The organism is Moorena sp. SIO4A5 (assembly GCF_010672005.1).
Lineage (GTDB): Bacteria > Cyanobacteriota > Cyanobacteriia > Cyanobacteriales > Coleofasciculaceae > Moorena.
In genome coordinates this window covers 58,334-76,400 of record NZ_JAAHHZ010000028.1, presented here as the reverse complement: position 1 = coordinate 76,400, position 18,067 = coordinate 58,334, and the positions used below count along the sequence as shown (strand labels likewise).

At 41.1% G+C, this 18,067-nt stretch carries 14 protein-coding genes and 2 pseudogenes; 4 read left to right on the top strand and 12 right to left on the bottom strand.

What is annotated here, in order from left to right; genetic code table 11:
* Window positions 1-304: 304 nt before the first annotated feature.
* Both F6K57_RS10620 and F6K57_RS10615 read right to left on the bottom strand, forming a co-directional pair.
* On the bottom strand, window positions 305-1,963 hold the full coding sequence (locus F6K57_RS10620) for an AMP-binding protein (protein ID WP_293067283.1): 1,659 nt from the start codon (window positions 1,961-1,963) through the stop codon (window positions 305-307).
* 552 nt (window positions 1,964-2,515) lie between these two features.
* Window positions 2,516-3,373, bottom strand: a complete 858-nt coding sequence (locus F6K57_RS10615) for an FkbM family methyltransferase (RefSeq protein ID WP_293067280.1) — start codon at window positions 3,371-3,373, stop codon at window positions 2,516-2,518.
* Between the two features lie 543 nt (window positions 3,374-3,916).
* On the opposite strand from F6K57_RS10615, the gene F6K57_RS10610 reads away from it, so the two are divergent.
* The gene (locus tag F6K57_RS10610) at window positions 3,917-4,123 is read left to right on the top strand and encodes a hypothetical protein (protein WP_293030268.1); all 207 of its coding nucleotides are present in this window, start codon (window positions 3,917-3,919) and stop codon (window positions 4,121-4,123) included.
* Between the two features lie 59 nt (window positions 4,124-4,182).
* On the opposite strand, the pseudogene F6K57_RS10605 reads toward F6K57_RS10610, so the two are convergent.
* From F6K57_RS10605 to F6K57_RS10575, 7 genes and pseudogenes are all read right to left on the bottom strand, one after another.
* Window positions 4,183-5,710, bottom strand: a pseudogene (locus F6K57_RS10605) (IS66 family transposase).
* 113 nt (window positions 5,711-5,823) lie between these two features.
* Window positions 5,824-7,083 carry a Gfo/Idh/MocA family oxidoreductase gene (locus F6K57_RS10600; RefSeq protein ID WP_293067277.1) on the bottom strand — a complete coding sequence of 420 codons (1,260 nt, stop codon included), beginning with the start codon at window positions 7,081-7,083 and terminating at the stop codon, window positions 5,824-5,826.
* Window positions 7,084-7,093: 10 nt separating this feature from the next.
* Window positions 7,094-8,452, bottom strand: a complete 1,359-nt coding sequence (locus F6K57_RS10595) for a D-arabinono-1,4-lactone oxidase (RefSeq protein WP_293067274.1) — start codon at window positions 8,450-8,452, stop codon at window positions 7,094-7,096.
* Between the two features lie 100 nt (window positions 8,453-8,552).
* Window positions 8,553-9,233: a hypothetical protein gene (locus F6K57_RS10590; protein ID WP_293026001.1), complete on the bottom strand. Its 681-nt coding sequence runs from the start codon at window positions 9,231-9,233 to the stop codon at window positions 8,553-8,555.
* A 680-nt stretch (window positions 9,234-9,913) separates the two neighbouring features.
* Window positions 9,914-10,045, bottom strand: a complete 132-nt coding sequence (locus F6K57_RS10585) for a hypothetical protein (protein ID WP_293025999.1) — start codon at window positions 10,043-10,045, stop codon at window positions 9,914-9,916.
* A gap of 452 nt (window positions 10,046-10,497) precedes the next feature.
* Window positions 10,498-10,809, bottom strand: coding sequence for a transposase (locus tag F6K57_RS10580; RefSeq protein ID WP_293025997.1), 312 nt, complete (start codon window positions 10,807-10,809; stop codon window positions 10,498-10,500).
* A gap of 67 nt (window positions 10,810-10,876) precedes the next feature.
* Window positions 10,877-11,404: a hypothetical protein gene (locus F6K57_RS10575; protein WP_293025995.1), complete on the bottom strand. Its 528-nt coding sequence runs from the start codon at window positions 11,402-11,404 to the stop codon at window positions 10,877-10,879.
* Window positions 11,405-12,033: 629 nt separating this feature from the next.
* Between F6K57_RS10575 and F6K57_RS10570 the strand changes: the two genes are divergently transcribed.
* Window positions 12,034-12,330 carry a transposase gene (locus tag F6K57_RS10570; RefSeq protein WP_293067313.1) on the top strand — a complete coding sequence of 99 codons (297 nt, stop codon included), beginning with the start codon at window positions 12,034-12,036 and terminating at the stop codon, window positions 12,328-12,330.
* 253 nt (window positions 12,331-12,583) lie between these two features.
* On the opposite strand, the gene F6K57_RS10565 is transcribed toward F6K57_RS10570, so the two are convergent.
* From F6K57_RS10565 to F6K57_RS10555, 3 genes are all read right to left on the bottom strand, one after another.
* Complete coding sequence (locus tag F6K57_RS10565; RefSeq protein WP_293067269.1) at window positions 12,584-12,727, bottom strand: hypothetical protein; 144 nt, start codon at window positions 12,725-12,727, stop codon at window positions 12,584-12,586.
* A gap of 331 nt (window positions 12,728-13,058) precedes the next feature.
* Window positions 13,059-14,009 carry a glycosyltransferase family 2 protein gene (locus F6K57_RS10560; protein ID WP_293046417.1) on the bottom strand — a complete coding sequence of 317 codons (951 nt, stop codon included), beginning with the start codon at window positions 14,007-14,009 and terminating at the stop codon, window positions 13,059-13,061.
* 93 nt (window positions 14,010-14,102) lie between these two features.
* The gene (locus tag F6K57_RS10555) at window positions 14,103-15,386 is read right to left on the bottom strand and encodes a pentapeptide repeat-containing protein (RefSeq protein WP_293067265.1); all 1,284 of its coding nucleotides are present in this window, start codon (window positions 15,384-15,386) and stop codon (window positions 14,103-14,105) included.
* A gap of 285 nt (window positions 15,387-15,671) precedes the next feature.
* On the opposite strand from F6K57_RS10555, the pseudogene F6K57_RS10550 reads away from it, so the two are divergent.
* Window positions 15,672-17,122: pseudogene (locus tag F6K57_RS10550) on the top strand (IS66 family transposase).
* Window positions 17,123-17,137: 15 nt separating this feature from the next.
* The gene (locus F6K57_RS10545) at window positions 17,138-17,431 is read left to right on the top strand and encodes a hypothetical protein (protein WP_293067262.1); all 294 of its coding nucleotides are present in this window, start codon (window positions 17,138-17,140) and stop codon (window positions 17,429-17,431) included.
* Window positions 17,432-18,067 lie beyond the last annotated feature (636 nt).

Genomic DNA, 18,067 nt, shown 5'->3' with positions numbered 1-18,067 from the left:
ACGCTACGCTAACAGCTATCAGCCGTCAGCCTTCAGCTTTTGAATGAAATAGGTAAGCATTTGCTAAATCTCAGTTCCCTGGCCTTTCGGCCAGGAATTCATAGTCTTTAGCCACGCTACGCGAATGGCCAACGGTTGATAGCTGAATGCTTACTCTTTTTCGAGCTGATGAGGCTTTCAATACGTGGAAGTAGCTACCATAGTTGAAACCCTTGACAAACCTTAACATACCTTGGTTAATTCACTACATATTTACCACTACCATTGATATTATTTACCTAAAACCTAGAGTTAATTTTCCTGACTATAGTACCGAAATGCAATCCCTTTTCAGGCGAACATACCGACCCTGACGTAACGCAAAATGTGGATATTTTTCAATTTGCTTAAACCCCTCAGTCTGTAGATGAGCTTTGATAATCTTCATAGTGGAAGTTGTTTCGTGATGCCGATCAACTAATCGAATAATGTGTGGGATAGCATAGGGAGATAAAAGTTCTTGCAAGTGAGTCAAGAAATCATCAAGAGTTTCACCTTCATCCAAAGACTCAATAGGTAAAATAGATGCCATCCCTACTTTACCCGATGCACCAGGAATTGGAACTCCATAAACAACCGCTTCTCGGACTTTACCCGTCGATAAAATTGCTTCCTCTACTTCCACACAAGAAACATTTTCTCCTTTCCAACGAAAGCTGTCACCCATACGGTCAACAAACATAAAAAAGCCGTCAGCATCTCGACATAGTAAATCTCCAGAACGCCACCACAAGTCACCTGGTTCAAATAAATTTCTCCAGAGTTTATCCTCATCTAGTTTTGGGTCAAGATAACCTCGATAGAAATTACCCGGAACCCGCAACACAGCCTCTCCAACTTCTCCCGGTGCAACAACTTTTCCTTGCTCGTTAACTAACGCTACATTGTTGGCATCAGGATGGTCTGGGGGAATAAAACCACAATAACCCGGTCTTCCCGTCCAATTTGTCAGTGCTGATGCTGGCATTTCTGTCGCACCGTAATGTTCTACTACTTTTTCAATCCCAAATCTTTCGATCACCTGCTCCCAGAGGGGAGATGTTAAACCATTACCAAAAATAACGCCCAGGGGATTTTTGGCATCCTCGGGTTGTTGGGGACTGTTGCTCAGATAACGCCACAGTTCGCCAATATAAACAACTGAATCACAATTGTAGGTACGCACATCCGTCAGAAATGCTCCCACAGAAAATTTATCGCGGACTACAGCACAAGCTCCCGCTTCTAAACAACTAGAAAAAGCCACAGCTAGCCCATTTCCATGATAGAGAGGCAAAGTGATGTAACACTTACTGTCATAAGACATCCCTGTTCGCAACGACCAAGCAATTCCCGCACCAATCATCCGGCGATGACTAAAGAGTGCGGGTTTACTGCGACCGCTAGTTCCGCTAGTAAAGATAATCACAACTGGGTCATCAAGCGTAACTTGACGACGGTGTTTTGCTGAAGTGCGACCCGACCAGGAACGTTCAAGAATCCAGTTTGGGTCATAGGTTTCTACTGATGGGATGGGCTGACCTATGGTAATCTTGACTCCTGAATTATGGGCTAAAGTTGATAATTTTTTATCTGATTCTCTGGCATTAAATAAAACTGCGACAATTCCTGCTTTAGCTAATCCCAAGACAGTAGCTAGGAAAACAGCACTGTTGTTTTGGTGAACCCCGATGTATTTTTGATTTGAGGAAATCGCCCATTCTGCTATTTTATCGGCTGCGCGATCAAGTTCTTGATAGCTCCAAGGGGATATAAAACCTACCTCATGAACTATTGGGCGGTGAGACAAATGAGCTACTGATTGTTCCCAGACATCCGCCCAACTATTGACGTTTTGTGCTGCTAAATCTTGCCATCTTTTGCTTTCATAACTTGCATATTTGTTGTATTGCTCAACAAGAGTATGTTCAGATATTTTTATCATCACCGATAATTCCCCTAATACCAACTGTGACAAAAGTTATATATAGCGCTTTTTATCCTAATGAAACACACAATATTTTTTCGATCTTACATGTTCCCTGTTCCCTGCTCTGAAGGCCCTGTTCCCTAACACAAAAAAATGTGTACCCCAGCTAATTTAAAACTCCTATATTTTTAATTAAAATTACTGATTACTTAACTTTTGTAGGTTTATTTATATTTTTTAAATCAATTTGTGGGCGTTAGTAAAATTCAATAGTCAGGGTTAATACTATCATAAAACTTATTTTGTTTGAATTTTATATAAAAAAATTACCATTAATTAACGCCATTTTTAATGGTTTTTTGTTGGGTATAACGAAGTTATACCCAACCTCCGATTATTCGTAATAGCCACCGTATGGGGTTATACAGTGAATTAAAAAACATATTTTTATCAAGTATTTTAAATTCATGTTTTTCATAAAATTATACAATTTATTTTCAAAAATATGTTTAGCACCATCATTTACAATCGTTATTTTATTCTTTTTGCATAGATAGTATAAAGTAATTATTGTGAATAATGATTGGTGAAAACTGGATTAGTGACTCCTAAAATTGAGTAAGCTAAAAATTTTGGTGGTGAACCTGCTTCTACATAGCATTCAAAGCCTTCTTTTTCTAACATATTTTTGATGATATTTAAGCGGTCTTGGATGTCATGAACTTCTATAACCAACTGCTGGATTTTTTGCCAGTCTGCGGAATTGATTCCCTCAAGAATTTTAAGTTCAGCTTTTTCAGTATCTAATTTAACTAAATCTATCTGACATAACTCATGTTTTTTGATTATTTCAGATATACTCGTTAAAGTTACACTAGCTTGTTTGGTTTTCAAGAAAAACTTTTCTAAAATAAATTCCACTAATCTTGCTTTCCATGGAAACGGACATATTTTAATGATTTGTGTTATGATATTATTAGTTTTTTTTGCATTTTTATTATTTAAGTTGTTAATAATTAAGTTGGTAAAGTTGTTTTTCTCTGCCGGGCTAAACTTGGCATCTGCTCCTGATAATAATGAGTAATGAGGGAAGTAATCAAACGTTGCTTTACTATCTTCGTTCCACAATCCACAATTATAGCTAATAACATTAGTTAACTGCATATTTTTTTGCATAATTTTATAAATTTGTTTAATTGGTTCAAAACAAAATAGATTGATATTGCCTTGACAATATTGATGAGCAAAAAGTGCAAACAAACCTATGTTGGCACCAATGTCAAATACTGTATAACCTGGTTTTAAAGTTATCCCATGCTGCAAATAACTTTGTCTGACAAAAATATCATCATAAAGAAAAAGTGCTTCCTCCTCGTTGAGGAAATAAATTTTTTGTTGGTTTGGCAATTCTAGTGACTTTTTCATTGTTGTTGAATCTGGTGAATTGACATCCTCCTGACGCTGCTCTTAAAAGACAGCGCACCGATTCCTATCCATCAATCAAACAACTGTGCGTTGAACGAATGACTCAAGGCGGGCTTCACTTGCAGTGCAAGTACGTTTTAGGGGTAGATTTACGCTTCCTCCACGTCCATTTAGAGTCTCATTATGCCTCTCAGCGACTGTAAATAGTAAGAGTTGAATTGATTTTTTTCAACTTTTAAAGCTTGGTTTATCGGCTGTATTAATATGATACCATACTTTGCCACTTGTCATTCCCAGACGACGCCAAACTATCGTTATGGGTAACTGCTCACCGCAATAAAGATGCTCTATTGACAACGGAGAAGCCAAATTGAACACTTGGGTGTATATAGCAATCCTAAATAGGATGTAATAAGTGATCGGCTAAAACCCAGGTAGAGCAAGGATCGAATTTCAGAAATTACCACGACCTATTAAGGAATTGCTATATTGGCTCTTATGACTCACCGTTCGCTCACCCTTGGTGAGCCATTCGGAATCACAATGTCAAAAAGCTACGACATAAGGGTTGAAGGAGATATTGGGGTTTCCCAAGACTGGGATCGCGAATCTCAAAATGCGATCGCGAATCTCAAAGTGCGATCACGAATCTCAAAGTGCGATCGCAAATCTGAAAGTGGGTTGGCAAATGAACAAACAGTGAGATATGAGTCATTGTTAGCGGACAATATCCGCTTTCGAAGAACCTGAGGACTGGAATAGCTTTACCATTCGACCCATGAAAATAAAACTATGGTTTACTCTAATTGTCAGGAAAACTCCAAGCCTGGGGGACTTCGACCAGCCAAAGACAATAATTCACATAAAGCAGCGATGTTCCAAAAGAACCGCTTCGCGAACGCATTATTTCCTTGCAACCGCATCGAAACCAAAAAACTAAACATTTGGGCGACTAACTGTGCCCCCCAATCGCTTCAAGCCCCACCACTGACTTTGCGATGTATCACAATTGGGCCATTGCTCGCTCAGCATCATTGTTATCAGGTTTGACCTCTGGATGAGACAAAAAAGTGAACCACTCATTCCAATGACGCTGTAGTCGTTGAATCAATCTCAAAGTATCTGAGGGAGGGTATCCAAGAGTGTCTCTTCTAAGACTTTTTTAAGAGAAGCTTCTACACTTTCTCGTTGGTCATTGAGAGTTTGGCAACTAAGTTTTCCTTCTTGATAATCCTGATAGCAACTGCGAGCTTGCCACAACACTAATTGCACTTTGCTCGCAAACTGTCGATTGCCTTCAAAGCGACTGGTTAAGAGGGCTTTTAAGTCTCTCTCGAGATGGGCTAAACACTTCTGCTTGGCCTGAGCTCCTTGTGGAGAGTAGGCACTAAAACAATCAAAGCGTGAGTATTCCCTCAAACTCAGCTCCCAGTAATTTCTCTAGTTCAGCACTACTGCGTGTGGGTGCTAACATCTTAGCACATACCTGGTCACTGGTAGCTACCCACAACCAATACTTAATGCCATCTATACAGTAGGTCGTTTCATCCACACACCTGACCCCTGGCTGTCTGACGTAGGGAACGCCATTGTTGGTAAGAAGGCTCCAAACTCTCTTGGAACCAGCGTTGCATTTTTGCCAGACTTCCCTGAGAAATAGGAACCCCCAAGACATATAAAGGCAAAATATTCCTGTTTACGCCACGTCAAGTTGCCCCCATACCCTAACCAGCCCACAATGCTACAGAGTCGTCCCCCATAGCTGAATCCTTCTTTGACTCCCCAAGGCATAGAGCTATAACCAGACCATCCACAATTGGGACAATTGTATAGAGGGCGGCGATATTCTCTGATTTCTATTGGTTGCTCGACTACTTCAGCTACTTGCTGGACTTTTTGTGGAGCTTCTTCTACTACCTCTAAGGAAGTAGCGCACATGGGACAGCTTTAATGCTCGATAGTCACTATTTCGTGACTGAGTGCCAAATCCGTTACGGGTAATTCCAAAGATGATTATACTTGGGACCGCGCTTTTTCCCCTTTTTGCGCTTACTTTTGTTGCTGGGCTTTTGGAGTTGGTCAGAGGAAGGAGGGACTGAACTATTTTTCGAGGAGCGGTTTTTGAGCTTCAATACGCTCCTCCAAAAATTGTTCTATCTCTTGCTGCTGCCCAAAGATTTGTCTTTGCTGCTGTTCAATCACTCGTTGTTGAAGGGATAGTTGTTGTTGCAGCTTCACGAGCCACTCAACCAGCAGTACATTGGTCACCAACTGTTCGGAGGCGACGCTCATGACGGACTGGGAATTCTCGGTGGCGGTTGGAGTCATAAGAACCAATATACATCCAAGTGTTCAATTTGGCTTCTCCGTTGTCAATAGAGCATCTTTATTGCGGTGAGCAGTTACCGTTATGGCTCGGGTTTTCTGCCGACATTATGATAAAATTGTATTTAGGTGCGGTTGAGGTTGAGGTTGAGAGTTTCTGGTGTTAATAGCTCTTGGGAACTATATTTAATTTCAACGGGTAAACCACCACTATCTAAACTGAGACGACCAGCTTCAAGAATAGCTGTTGTCTGTAAAGTTCGAGCAGCAGTCGCTAGGATATTGTCAAAATCTTTGGGTTCCGCTTTTCCCTCATTAATACTGCCTACTGCATCCACAAATCTTTCAAGACTTTGATAACCGTAGGCTCCCTGTCCAGCAAATTTGCCATCAGAGGGTTCGTACTTCATAAATAGGGGGTTAATACTAGCATATCCCCCAGATACTGTTGCAGTTGTATAACCTCGATGAGCTTGATCGACTTGTAACTCTCCTTGATGACCCATGTAGAAAAACCGTTGTTGGGAATGAACGTCAGATTTAGGGGCAATCCATGATGCCGTATGAATGGAGATTCCTAAATTCCTACTCTCGATGTTTTCCCACTGAACCGTTAGGGTAATGGTATCTTCGGTATCAATGCCTAACTCTGTCTTGGCGACTCCAGTAGCAGCTAAAGCATTTACTTGGATGGGTCTGGCCCGATCCCCTATCATCCAGTCTAATAAATCTATGTGATGAGAGTTCAAATAGTAGCTAATGTCAGAAGAGCGCCCTGCCCATTGACCAAAAGTGTTAAGTTGACTTCTCGGCTGACTCATATAGCTACTCATATAACTAAAATCTCCATAGCTGCGAGCGCGATCGCGTGCATCAGAGTACATGGGGTCAAACCTCTTGTGCATCTCTATTCCCACCAGTACATTATGTTGCTTTCCAGCCTCGATTAATTTCTGATGTTCTGCTAGAGTTTTCACCAATGGTTTAGCAACTAAAACGTGCATTCCCTGACGAATAGCAGTCATGGCGATCTCAAAGTGGGTATCATCAGGTGTCACTACAATTACCCCACTTCCTGGCTTCATCTTCTCGATAGCAGTTTGATAGGCTTGGGGATTATAGTCATTGTCATCAGGAAAAGTATGGACGGAAGCATCTATTCCCTGATACCGAGAACTAATTTGTTCGGCAAAATGATGGCGAATCCCTGGAAAACGTTTTCCATCTCGTCCACAGAGGGAAATTTGCTCTACTTTTCCACGACTTCGGAGGTCGAAAAGCACCAAGGCTACAACACCAGCACTTTTGTCAGAATTAGCTGCTGCTCCGTGAACAAAACCTGTGACATATTCACCTGTTCCGATGACTAAAATATCTGTTCCCATGTTCGGATTTTTATGAGTAATACAAAGGCGTTTTTTTAGGTTTTACGAGTACGCGATCGCTATAGGAGTTACCAAATATATTATCTGGTTCAAGTTGAGAACGTACTTTATGAAAGTCGTTCCAGTGGGGATACATTTTTTCTAATTTATCAGCATCAGGCCCGAACCTTTTTGCCCAATGGGGACGACCATCTAATTTAGCCATAATTTTTTCATAGTCATCAAAATAGGATTGACAATCAACATATTTACCGTAGGGCATATAAGTAATAACCCCGATATAGCAGCTATCTCTACCCTGACAAGGACTTAACCAAATATCATCTCCTTTGACAAAGCGCACTTCAATGGGCAAATGAACTTGATAGTCTTTTTCTTTAATCATCTGGCGAATTTGCAAGATGGCTTCAGCCGTATGTTCTATAGGAATCGCCCACTCATTAACCTGCTGTTTAAATAGACAATCAAAATTGAATTGACTGACACTGTTCCCTCGTGACTGTTTTGACTTGCTGAACATTTGTTGAACGTACCAGCGATTAACCAGGGGAATCAGACGTTGATTATAAGTAGCTAAATATAAGAGCAGTTCAAATGTATAGTAACCAATAAGTTTTTCTCTATACCAACTCTGGAAGCGTTGGAAAAAATTTTGTTTGGGAGCAGTTTTTCCAGGTGGTTTGCGAGTTGCACTCCACTCCCACACCCTATCTGCATGGGGTAAATACCAAAAACGATAGTGGTCAGCTTGCAGGCGTTCTGGTAGTTTATCCAATACAGTTTCTAGAGTTTCTGGTTGTTCTCGTACTTCTAAGTCAAATTCTTTTGTTACTTGTAATTTAAGTTCTGTGACTAATCCCAAACTTCCTAGATGGCATTTGGCTGCATTAAATAGTTGATAATTTTCATCTTTGGAGATTTTGATAACTTCTCCTAAACCTGTTACCAGTGTAATTTCCTGAATAATTGTTGACAGTACCCCATAATTTAATCCTGTGCCATGAGTTGCAGTTGCCATTGCACCTCCTACAGTTTGAGCATAAATAGAACCTAGATTGGGCAAGGCTAGTCTATGTTTTGCTAGGCTTTGATTCAAATCTTTGAGGGTAACTCCTGCTTGAGTAACAACAGTTTGACTATCATAGTTGATATTTAGGATCTGATTTAAGCGATCGCTACAAACCAAATCCTGATTACTCATAGCAATATCGCTTGGGGAATGTCCTGAACCAAATACTCGGATTTTTGTTCCCTGTTGCATTACTTGGCAAACAATGTCTCTAGCTTCTTCAGTTGAAGCAGGGTAATGTACAGAAGTAGGTATGCACTGATACTGCTCAGACCAATTGATAAATTTATTTTGATTCATATTTCCTTGTTTACGGGCAAAAAATGATTGTGAGCCGATAAATTTATTATTCCAATATTGTGACAACTCCACGCTTAATTCTGGAGTGTTTTAGTTGTTTTTATGCTCGCAACAATTTTGTCAACATTTTTTTTTTATGGTACTTTTGGCGTTCTTGACTATTCCAGGTAGTAATCCACTTAAGGTCTGATAGTTTAACCAATTTTGCCTGAGCTTGATTTTGATAAAGTTGTTGCAGTAAGGAAATAGTGGTTACTTCTTCCATGCCACCAGGTACATCCTTTATAAGTCCACTAGAAATTCCTAAAAACCCTGTTATGTTTAACTTTGATAAGTTCCACAAAGCTAAAGTATTCCAAGGAGAGGTCATACCATCTATAAATTTTACTCCAGCATCTCCTCCATGGGTTGAAATCATCTTTGCCCCCACTACCAGAGTGTCAGAGGTAAGGTGAGAATTCAAGGTTTCCACATCTGTTGATGATATATAGACTTCTAGACTTTGAAGCAAAAGTTTATCACCACCCAAATAAGTTGCTTCACATACAATCGCATTTAGGGGATGAGCTAGTCCTTTCCAGGGATTTATTAGCAGGGAAAGTACCTGTTCTGCAAACACCGAAACAATTTTGCTAATTTTGTCAAATAGTTGATTATCTGTAGCTCTTACTATATAATCAGCGTATTCTAGTACCTGATCACACCAATTTTCCACTTTACCTAATTCAGGGATATAACCATCAACACCACTATGGATTCTGGTTCCAACAATCAGAGACATTGCTATACTCAACACTAAAATTGGCACTAGTATAGTATATTGATAGGATAATGTTTATATTTCCACAATATATAAAATAACATGAAGGTACTGAGTTAATTTTATGGGGGGGTAACATGCAAGCTAAAATCATTACTCGGTAATACGTTCAACCGATCAGGACTCGTGTAAAAATAACCTGAACAGTTTTTTTTCTGGAAGCTATATCTCACAATTTATTTCCGATAAAATTTGTACAACTTATTTTAACATGGCTCCTCAGTTACTTAAAGTGCGCTTGACCCATTAAGAATTAAATTCGCCGTTCGCGTTTGGCCGTAGGCCAAAAGCGTCGCCTACGGCGAACGGAAAGCGCACCTGAGCATTCGTGGCTTCCCTTAAGGGGATTGTGCGAAAAAATAGTGGACGAAATGCATGCAAATTAACCGTCGTTGCCTCAACTATTACAAGAAGGGTGAGCGGGCTATAGAGTCAGAATTGTCTACGTTATAAGCTTTATGTCCCAGGGTAAGCGCAAGAAAAAATTGCCCATAATGTGCATTGGCTGGATCTCGGTTGCTCGTGGCTCGAAACCCCTATAATCTCGTCGAACTGTACTCGCAATAGAGTTAATTTGTTGAGAATGACGTGGTTTTTTTCTCAATAAGCTACGGCTTATTGATTCTTGCGCTTACCCTGCTTTATGTCCCCCTGTCAGGGAACATGGCCAAAGTAAATAGCGGTAGGCACAGTGACAGAGTGTGGCGCTGTCCGGCACGACGACGAGGAGCTTCTAGTCCAGCTTTCGCTTCTATAATTGCGATTTGAGACACGGGAGTAGATGCATTAAATGGAATTTGCTCTGAATCGTACCATATTCCGATTAGATTATAGCGGTTTGCGCTTAAATAGAGTATAATATAATAGATATTATAAAAATTCAATTATGAAAGCATATTCTGTTGACATAAAAACGAAAATTATCACAGCTTATCTAGACTGTGTTCGCGTAGCGTGGCCTTTGGCCAAGGCTCAATGACCCGGTTAGATAAAAGGTTTAAAGTGAGTCGCAATTTTGTATTTAAAATTATTAAAAAATTCAAATAAACTGGAAATATATCACCGGGCAAACAAGGGAATAACCGAGCATCTAAATTAGAACCATTCACGGAATTTATCAAATCTATGTTGTCAGAGCATCCATCATTAACTCTCTCGGAAATGGTGGAAATACTTGAAAAAGATAAACAAATTACTGTACACCTAACTAAGTAGGTGGGCTTAATTAAACGTTAAAAACTTGATCATTTTTACTATCTATATTTTCAGATATTGTCCACTGTTGAAGCTGATAACCTACTTCGCAACTTCGTTTGTTTATACCTTCTTTAACTGCTAAAGCTAGATCGTATTCATCCTCAAACATTCTACCAGAGATTTGATGAGTTTTAAGTTGATGCCACTCCCCCTCTATTAGATTAAGTTCTGGACTATAAGTTGGCAGAAAGAATAAATACAATCCCATTTCTAACCATTCTTTTTCTTTAGATCTTACCTGATGACTTTTATGACTTGAGGAATTATCCAAGACAATCACTGTATCTATTCCTGTTTTTAGTCGAGCTGTTTTTGCTTCTTAAGCTTCTTTGTCTTGATGCAGTCGCTCATGGGGGAAACCCCCAAGACCGCGCTGCATCGCTATCCAAAACTTTGATCAAATTATCTTTTTTTAGACTACCAAGCTTTAAAGTATAGTTAAAGCTTTTTTGGGGCTCATATATTCCTAATATATTTAGACGTTTTCCTCGTTTTTTACTTTGGGGAATTTGTTTCTGTTTTCCTACCTTTATATAACTATAACTTACAGGACTCCAAAGACTGAAACCTGCTTCATCTAAGTATTTTAGTCTGACATCACCACAAGAGGCTTGCAGACGTAACATATCTAAATCTGCTTTTTTATATTCTTTTTCTCTGGGGTTAGGATGTCGTCTTGGACTTGTTTTTGTTCGCTTCCATAAATATCCTTTTTTTTTAAGTATCTTACGGATTCTTTCGGGACTTAATTCCACTTGACGCTCTTTTTTTAAAAGAACAGATAGCTGCTTACTATTGTAAGTTCTTTCTTCATCATTACAAAGCTCTTCTAGATAGTCTATATCCGATTTTTTCCAGGTTTTTTTTTCTACCACTTCTTGGCTTATCCCAGAGTCCTTCTTTGCCTTGTATTATCCACCTATGAATAGTTTTTTTCACTGTATTCGGTGACCAATATATCCAGTCAGATATTTGATTGACTGTCCATACTTTAGGATTTCAACAGATAAATTATACTCTTTTTATAGTTCTTTTTGGACAATTATTATCAGATTTTAATTCTAACAACTCTTGAAGTTATAACTCACTTAGACGAATTTTTAATCGAGCTGGCATTACGATTTTGGGATTTTTAAACTACTTTTCTATTTTACACTTAATTACGCCCACCTACTTACCTTGAGTAGATTCCTGAAAAAACTCAACATAACACGAAAAAAAAAAGTTTATATGCCAGTCAAGCTAAAACGGAAAGAGTAGCTAATTTAAGACTTTTATATTGGCAAACAGTTACTAGTTTTTTAGTCGAAAACCTAGTTTTTTTGGATAAAACGGGGTTTAATTTAGGGAAAAAGCGCATTTATGGTCGTTCTCAAAGAGGAACCAGAGTTGTCGATTATAGCCCTTATTATAGAGGAGAACATATCACAATCTTTAGTGCTATTTCCTCCCAAGTAATATTAGGAAATATGACCTTAAATGGCTCGATTAATACTCAAATTTTATTACTTATATAAAATATGTTTTAGCCCCATCCTTATGGCCTGGTGCCGTGGTAATTATGGATAATTTATCTAGTCATAAAAATCAAAAAGTTATAGAAATATTATCAGAATTTGGAGCTAAAGTTTTATTTTTACCTCCCTATTCTCCTAATTTTAATCCCATTGAAAAATTCTGGTTTATTTTGAAAGAACATTTACGTTCATTAGTAACTATGACGAGAGATGAGTTAGAAAAGCGATGCAGCGCGGTCATGGGGGGAACCCCCAAGACCGCGCTGCATCAAGACAAGGTCTAGTTGATTGTTGTGATTCTTTGACTAAAAAACAAATAACAAAATTGTTTTCTTATTGTTGCTATTGTAACTAATCTAAGCGCAAACCGCTATAGACCTATTGCAAAAGTAGTTTTCTGATAGTGTTCTTGATGCAGTCGCTCATGGTTTGAAGTTACCGTAAGACAGTTGAGCCTTAATCAATGGAGGCGCGCTTTCCTATGGCGAATTAAATTACGGGGTCGCGCCTCAAGTTTTACCCATGCATCTGCATAGCCTACCAACCATAAAGGCTCAACGTAATCAGGTTTCGTCTCCGGGGGGAACCACGGCAGTTGCTCATGGGGGGAACCCCCAAGACCGCACTGCCTCCCCAAGACCGTAATGGTGCGTTTTCCGCATTAAGAATTAAATTCGCCACGGGTCGCACCTCTGCATCGCTGTAAGCCCCGTGGGAACCCCCTTTGGCGGCGCTGCCCCCCCAAGACCGTAATGGTGCGCTTGACCCGTAATTAAATTCGCCACGGGTCGGACCTCTACATCGCTTTGCGTCAATTCTTCTCCACTTTTCCAGTGATATGCTGTTCCGGTGATCCGCTTTTCCCTAGTTCTGCAAGAAGTCTATTTAGAATAAAATAGCCCTGGGTAAGCATTAGTTTAATCTGAGTTATTTCACAGCGTCGAAGCCTGTGCCACAAAGCTCGTTTATTTGAAACATGATAGCTGTCAGCTGATAACTGATAACTTATCCCTTACTTTGATACTCCTTCCGACCCAAACCCCCTCACTTCTGATAAAACATACAATGGTCTTCCTTTAACTTCTTCATAAATCCGTCCTACATATTCCCCCAAAATACCAATAGATACTAACTGCACAGCTCCCAAAAAGAAAATTGCAATCATAATAGTGGCAAACCCAGTCACAGGAGAATTCGGTTCAAAAATCCGCCAGTAAAGCACTAACCCTGCCATCAATAGCGCTATCGCTGTTGCTAATAATCCCAGATAAGTAGCGATTCGCAATGGCACTTTAGAAAAAGAAACCAGTGCATCTACTGCTAGGGCTAGGGATTTACGAATGGTGTACTTGATCTCACCAGCAAACCGGGGGTCACGCACATAGGAAACAGAGGTTTGCCGCAACCCTACCCAAGAACGCAATCCCCGCACGTAACGGTTGCGTTCTGGCATGGCATTGAGTACATCAACCACCCGTCGATCCATTAAACAAAAGTCCCCTGTATCTAACGGAATCTCGACATTGGCTAGACGGCGCAGTAAGCGATAAAATAGGTAAGCCGGAAAGCGCTTTAACCAACTTTCACGACGTCTCTGGGTGCGCTGAGCATAAACAATTTGATAACCCTGCTGCCATTTTTCCACTAGCACTGGAATGATTTCTGGTGGGTCTTGTAAATCAGCATCTAGGACAATAATCCCTTGACCCCGCACAAAATTTAGACCGGCAGTGACAGCAATTTGATGACCAAAGTTACGGGAAAGACTTAGGTAACATACCCTTGGGTCTTTTTGATGAAGGTCTCGCATCAGCTCTAAAGAGCGATCGCAACTGCCATCATTCACTAGAATTAACTCCACCTCCCCTAACTGATCCATTACTGTACTAATGCGTCGGTACAGTTCTGAAATACTGTTTTCCTCGTTATATACAGGAATAACCAGGGAATAGGTTGGGTTCATCGTTCTTCAACATTTTTGAATTAAGAATGTAGAATGCAGAATGTAGAATTCTAAAGTCTTAATTCTACATTCTGCATTCTGACAGACGACCTTCTAGCGCCCTAATTTATTAGGAATTCCCTGACAACCACCCGGGATTGTTTTTCTTGACTTTTCACCGCACCAAGCACAGCTGTAGTAGTGCTGCTTTTCATCCATCCGCTGGACACCGGTGAAGTTAACATTTTCGACTACTGCACCGGTGTAAGCTCCAGTGGGATAGTCAGGGGGATGGGTACGACTGCGGGGACTGGCAGTTTCTACTGAACCATAAAATAGGCGGACTCCCTTGAGGTCAGCACCAGTGAGGTTGGCTTCATATAAAACAGTGCGGGATAGATTCGCTTGCACTAAGTCACAGAAGCTGAGATTCGCTCTGACCATATTAGCTTCGCCGAGTTCTGTCCAACGCAAATCTGTATGACTCAGGTCTGATCCAGCTAACATTACATTCAGGTCAATAACCCTTATACCATAAACTCGGTCTTCTTGGTATCCTCCATAGCCATCCAACATGGGGCGTCCTAAATGATTATCCCGTCTGAGGGGAGTTAGTAAACGGGCTTGGGACAAAAATCTGAGCACTTTGGCTTTCCCATGGGCATCCACACTACTGAGAATTGCAGCGGTTCTTCCTTCGCAAAATGCCCTCTCCTGGGGCCAATCTTCTAGCAATCCCTGATCATCTAAGGCTAAATCTGAAACTCCCTGAAAGTAAGCATCAATGGTTTGCTGCTGGGTAATCATATTTTGCTGGATGGTCAGGTCTTTGGAAATGACATATTGTCGCCAAGCAATGAATACTGCTAGGACGGCAATCAAAATCTGTCCCAAAGCACCCACCCAATCAGCCCATGACCCAAATTCATCCCATTTAATCTGAACTAACCAATTGCTGATGTTTTGGTAAACACCAAGAAAGTTCAGTAAGCCACTTATTGCTGCTACCACTCCGATCGAGGCAATAACTTTGATTCTTTGTTGGGGTGGCAACAAATCAGTAAGCCATTGTTTGACAACCGGTAAAATCACTGGCAATGAAACCAGCAGCGCCACAGTAGCTCCGGATATCCCAATCCAGAGGTTATCAATCACTACCCCAAAAATCATGATAGCGATCGCACTGAGAATAATTACGCTTAGGGAGCGATTAGCAGGACTAACTGATCCAATAGTTGGTTTATTGGGCAGGTTTGACAACGGCAGGGTAGATAAATGTTGCTCCTCTTGAGTTTGGGGAGGAGATGGTGGTGAATTACCATTGGCTGAGTTCTTGGCGGTACCGTTGTTACTATGTTCAGGCTGATTGGGTGGCACAGGCTCAGGCAAGTTAGTCATGGCATTCCCAGGAAAATGAGCTCAAGGTAAAGCAACATTACAAAATAATACAGCTCTTGGACACTCTGATCGTTTTTTAGCATATTTGCACCTCAACAGATTAGCAAATTTTCAAGTGAAATCCGGTAGACTTGAATTGTGTTTTTTTGTAAGGATTCAGGTCACAGGCATTGCTACAATGCCAAAGAAGGGAGCTTCTTGAAAGTCTGCGGGATTGACTTTGAAGCAAACTAGGGTAAAGTAAACACATGAGTCACTCACCTCTCCCGCTAACTCGAGAAAGCCGTGCGCCAGTTGTCAAAAGCGGAACTGGTAAAGATGCTATTGACTCAACAGAAAGTGATTGAGGAACTACAGCTCGAAATTGAAAAATTAAAGCTTAGTCGGGACCCACGATAGTAAGACTTCCTCGAAACCCCCATCAACTGATCTACTGAAAAAATCCGAAAAAGCCCTAGAAAAGGAGGATTGTCCCACCACTGAGGCCAAAAAGAGAAAACCCGGAGGACAACCAGGTCATCGGGGAAAAACTCGTAAAGGGTTTTCCAGAATAGACCGAACCGAAATCTTGCAACCGTCTGTGTGTAGTCAGTGTGGTCAAAGAGAATTTTTAGATCAACCTATATTGGTAGACACTCAACAAGTAGCCCAACTGGTGAACAAACCAATCGAGGTAGTTGAGTACCATCGTTACCATTGTCAATGTAGCGGCTGTGGTGCGGTGACATCAGCCTCTTGGTCTGTTGAGATGATACCCGGACAAGATTTGGGGGTCAAGGTACAAGCTTTTCTGGGATGGTTAGGGAATTATGGACATCTCCCTTATAAAAAACAACAAGAGATGTTATGGGAACTGGGCAAGATAGAGATCGGTAATGGGACTTTAGTGAACACCAATCAACGGGTTGAACTGGCGATTAAACCTCATGTTGAGCAATTGTCAGAATGGGTAAAAACAGAACAACCATCTATTCATGTAGATGAAACTCCTTGGCCTGTAAAGGGAATTAAGGAATGGCTCTGGGTCTTTAGCAATCGAGATTTTTGTCTATTTCGGGCCGCTGACACCAGGGGACGTGCCGAACTGGAATCTCAGTTGGGCAGTAAATACAGGGGTGTTCTTAGTAGTGATGACTTGAATGTGTATAATGGCTATCCAGTCAGCGCTCAACAGAAATGCGCACGCCCATCTACGTCGTCATTTTCTGAGGTTAATCAAACAGCCTGGACTACACAACCGAGCGATGGTCGAAGCACTCGTGAGTCTGATTGATGAAGCTTTTCGCCATTATCGCCTCTGGCCAGAAAATGGCGATGAGACAGAGTACCAACATCTGCGTTAGGGGATTCAAAACTCAGGTACAGTTGACTCATTAAACCTGGTGGTCGGTGGCAGGAGCCGAAGCAGGTAAGTTACTGCGCTCCCTCAAACAGAAGGCTTCCCAATGGTGGTATTTTTTAGACCATCCCCAAGTTCCACCAGATAATAATCTCGCCGAGAGGTCAAAACGTTTGGCAGTCACCAAGCGTAAGGGAACGTGGTGGCTCTCGTTCTCTCTAAGGTTTCGAGCAGACCGCTAATTTACTACACGACCAGTCCAAACTTGCCGTTTTCAAAAACGGTCGGTGATGGATTTTTTGACCTTTGGTCACGCTACGCGAACGAGCAAGCTCTTATGGCTCAATCGGGTCATTTAACCCAACCTCCTTCCCTCATCCCTTCTCTCCACACCTGAATCCTTACGTTTTTTTTGGTTTTATACGTTATATCAATCCAAGCGGGAGCGACAATAACCCGTAACGTTATACCAATTTTTCAAAGTATAGACTTCTTTCAGAAGTCGGGAACAGGGAACTTCGGATCAGGGAACAGTGGACAAGAATTGACGCAAACAGTACTCCCGACTCCCGACTCCCGACTCCCGACTCCCGACTCCCGACTCCCGACTCCCTGGCCTTTGGGCCACGCTACGCGAACAAACCCAGAACTTTGTACCTCACCCGATGGAGAAGGGGTGCATCTCATATTTGTAAAAAAGATGTGAAGTGTGGGAAGTGTGGGGCGGGGGCGCGGGGCGGGGGCGCGGGAAGTGTGGGAAGTGTGGGGCGGGGGCGCGGGAATTTTTGCCTAATTGCAAAACTGAGATGCACCCCTTCCTTGGAGAGGTAGCTTAACCCTAGGTGGTCAGACTCAGCCAGTCAGTGGAGTGATCTTGGCGCGTCAGCTGGGTAAAAATGTGGTAGTGATGCTCATTTGCGCCAGAGAATCAGCTGAGGGAGACGTTAAAGATGCGATTGCACTTTTGGACATTACTCTCAAACCTCTTTAAAGTCAATGGCATGCTCCTTACGCTTTAGGGAAGCTGGTATTTGTCTATCGTCTATGGTGCATTAATTTTTATCCGCCAAACCTGCCTTTACTTACCAAATATAGGCAGTTTTTTGTGCTGATAACTTCTAGTAACATCGGATTAATTACCTCCTTGGAGGGTGGTTATTACTTTAGGATTTAGTAGTTAGTAAAAAAAATCAACTAACTACTAATCACTAACCACCCTTAACAAAATTTTCTGTATAGACCAGGGCACTCAGTTTTACTTTATTTCTTTTTAAAAATAGGAACAATAATCCGGATTTATTTGATTGAGCTTGTATTGATAATTAAGCTTTCACCCATGTAA

Excerpts from the sequence above, each read along its gene's own strand:
- F6K57_RS10620 (WP_293067283.1), bottom strand. The coding sequence starts at position 1,963 with ATGATAAAAATATCTGAACATACTCTTGTTGAGCAATACAACAAATAT.
- F6K57_RS10615 (WP_293067280.1), bottom strand. The coding sequence starts at position 3,373 with ATGAAAAAGTCACTAGAATTGCCAAACCAACAAAAAATTTATTTCCTC.
- F6K57_RS10610 (WP_293030268.1), top strand. The coding sequence starts at position 3,917 with ATGTCAAAAAGCTACGACATAAGGGTTGAAGGAGATATTGGGGTTTCC.
- F6K57_RS10600 (WP_293067277.1), bottom strand. The coding sequence starts at position 7,083 with ATGGGAACAGATATTTTAGTCATCGGAACAGGTGAATATGTCACAGGT.
- F6K57_RS10595 (WP_293067274.1), bottom strand. The coding sequence starts at position 8,452 with ATGAATCAAAATAAATTTATCAATTGGTCTGAGCAGTATCAGTGCATA.
- F6K57_RS10590 (WP_293026001.1), bottom strand. The coding sequence starts at position 9,233 with ATGTCTCTGATTGTTGGAACCAGAATCCATAGTGGTGTTGATGGTTAT.
- F6K57_RS10560 (WP_293046417.1), bottom strand. The coding sequence starts at position 14,009 with ATGAACCCAACCTATTCCCTGGTTATTCCTGTATATAACGAGGAAAAC.
- F6K57_RS10555 (WP_293067265.1), bottom strand. The coding sequence starts at position 15,386 with ATGACTAACTTGCCTGAGCCTGTGCCACCCAATCAGCCTGAACATAGT.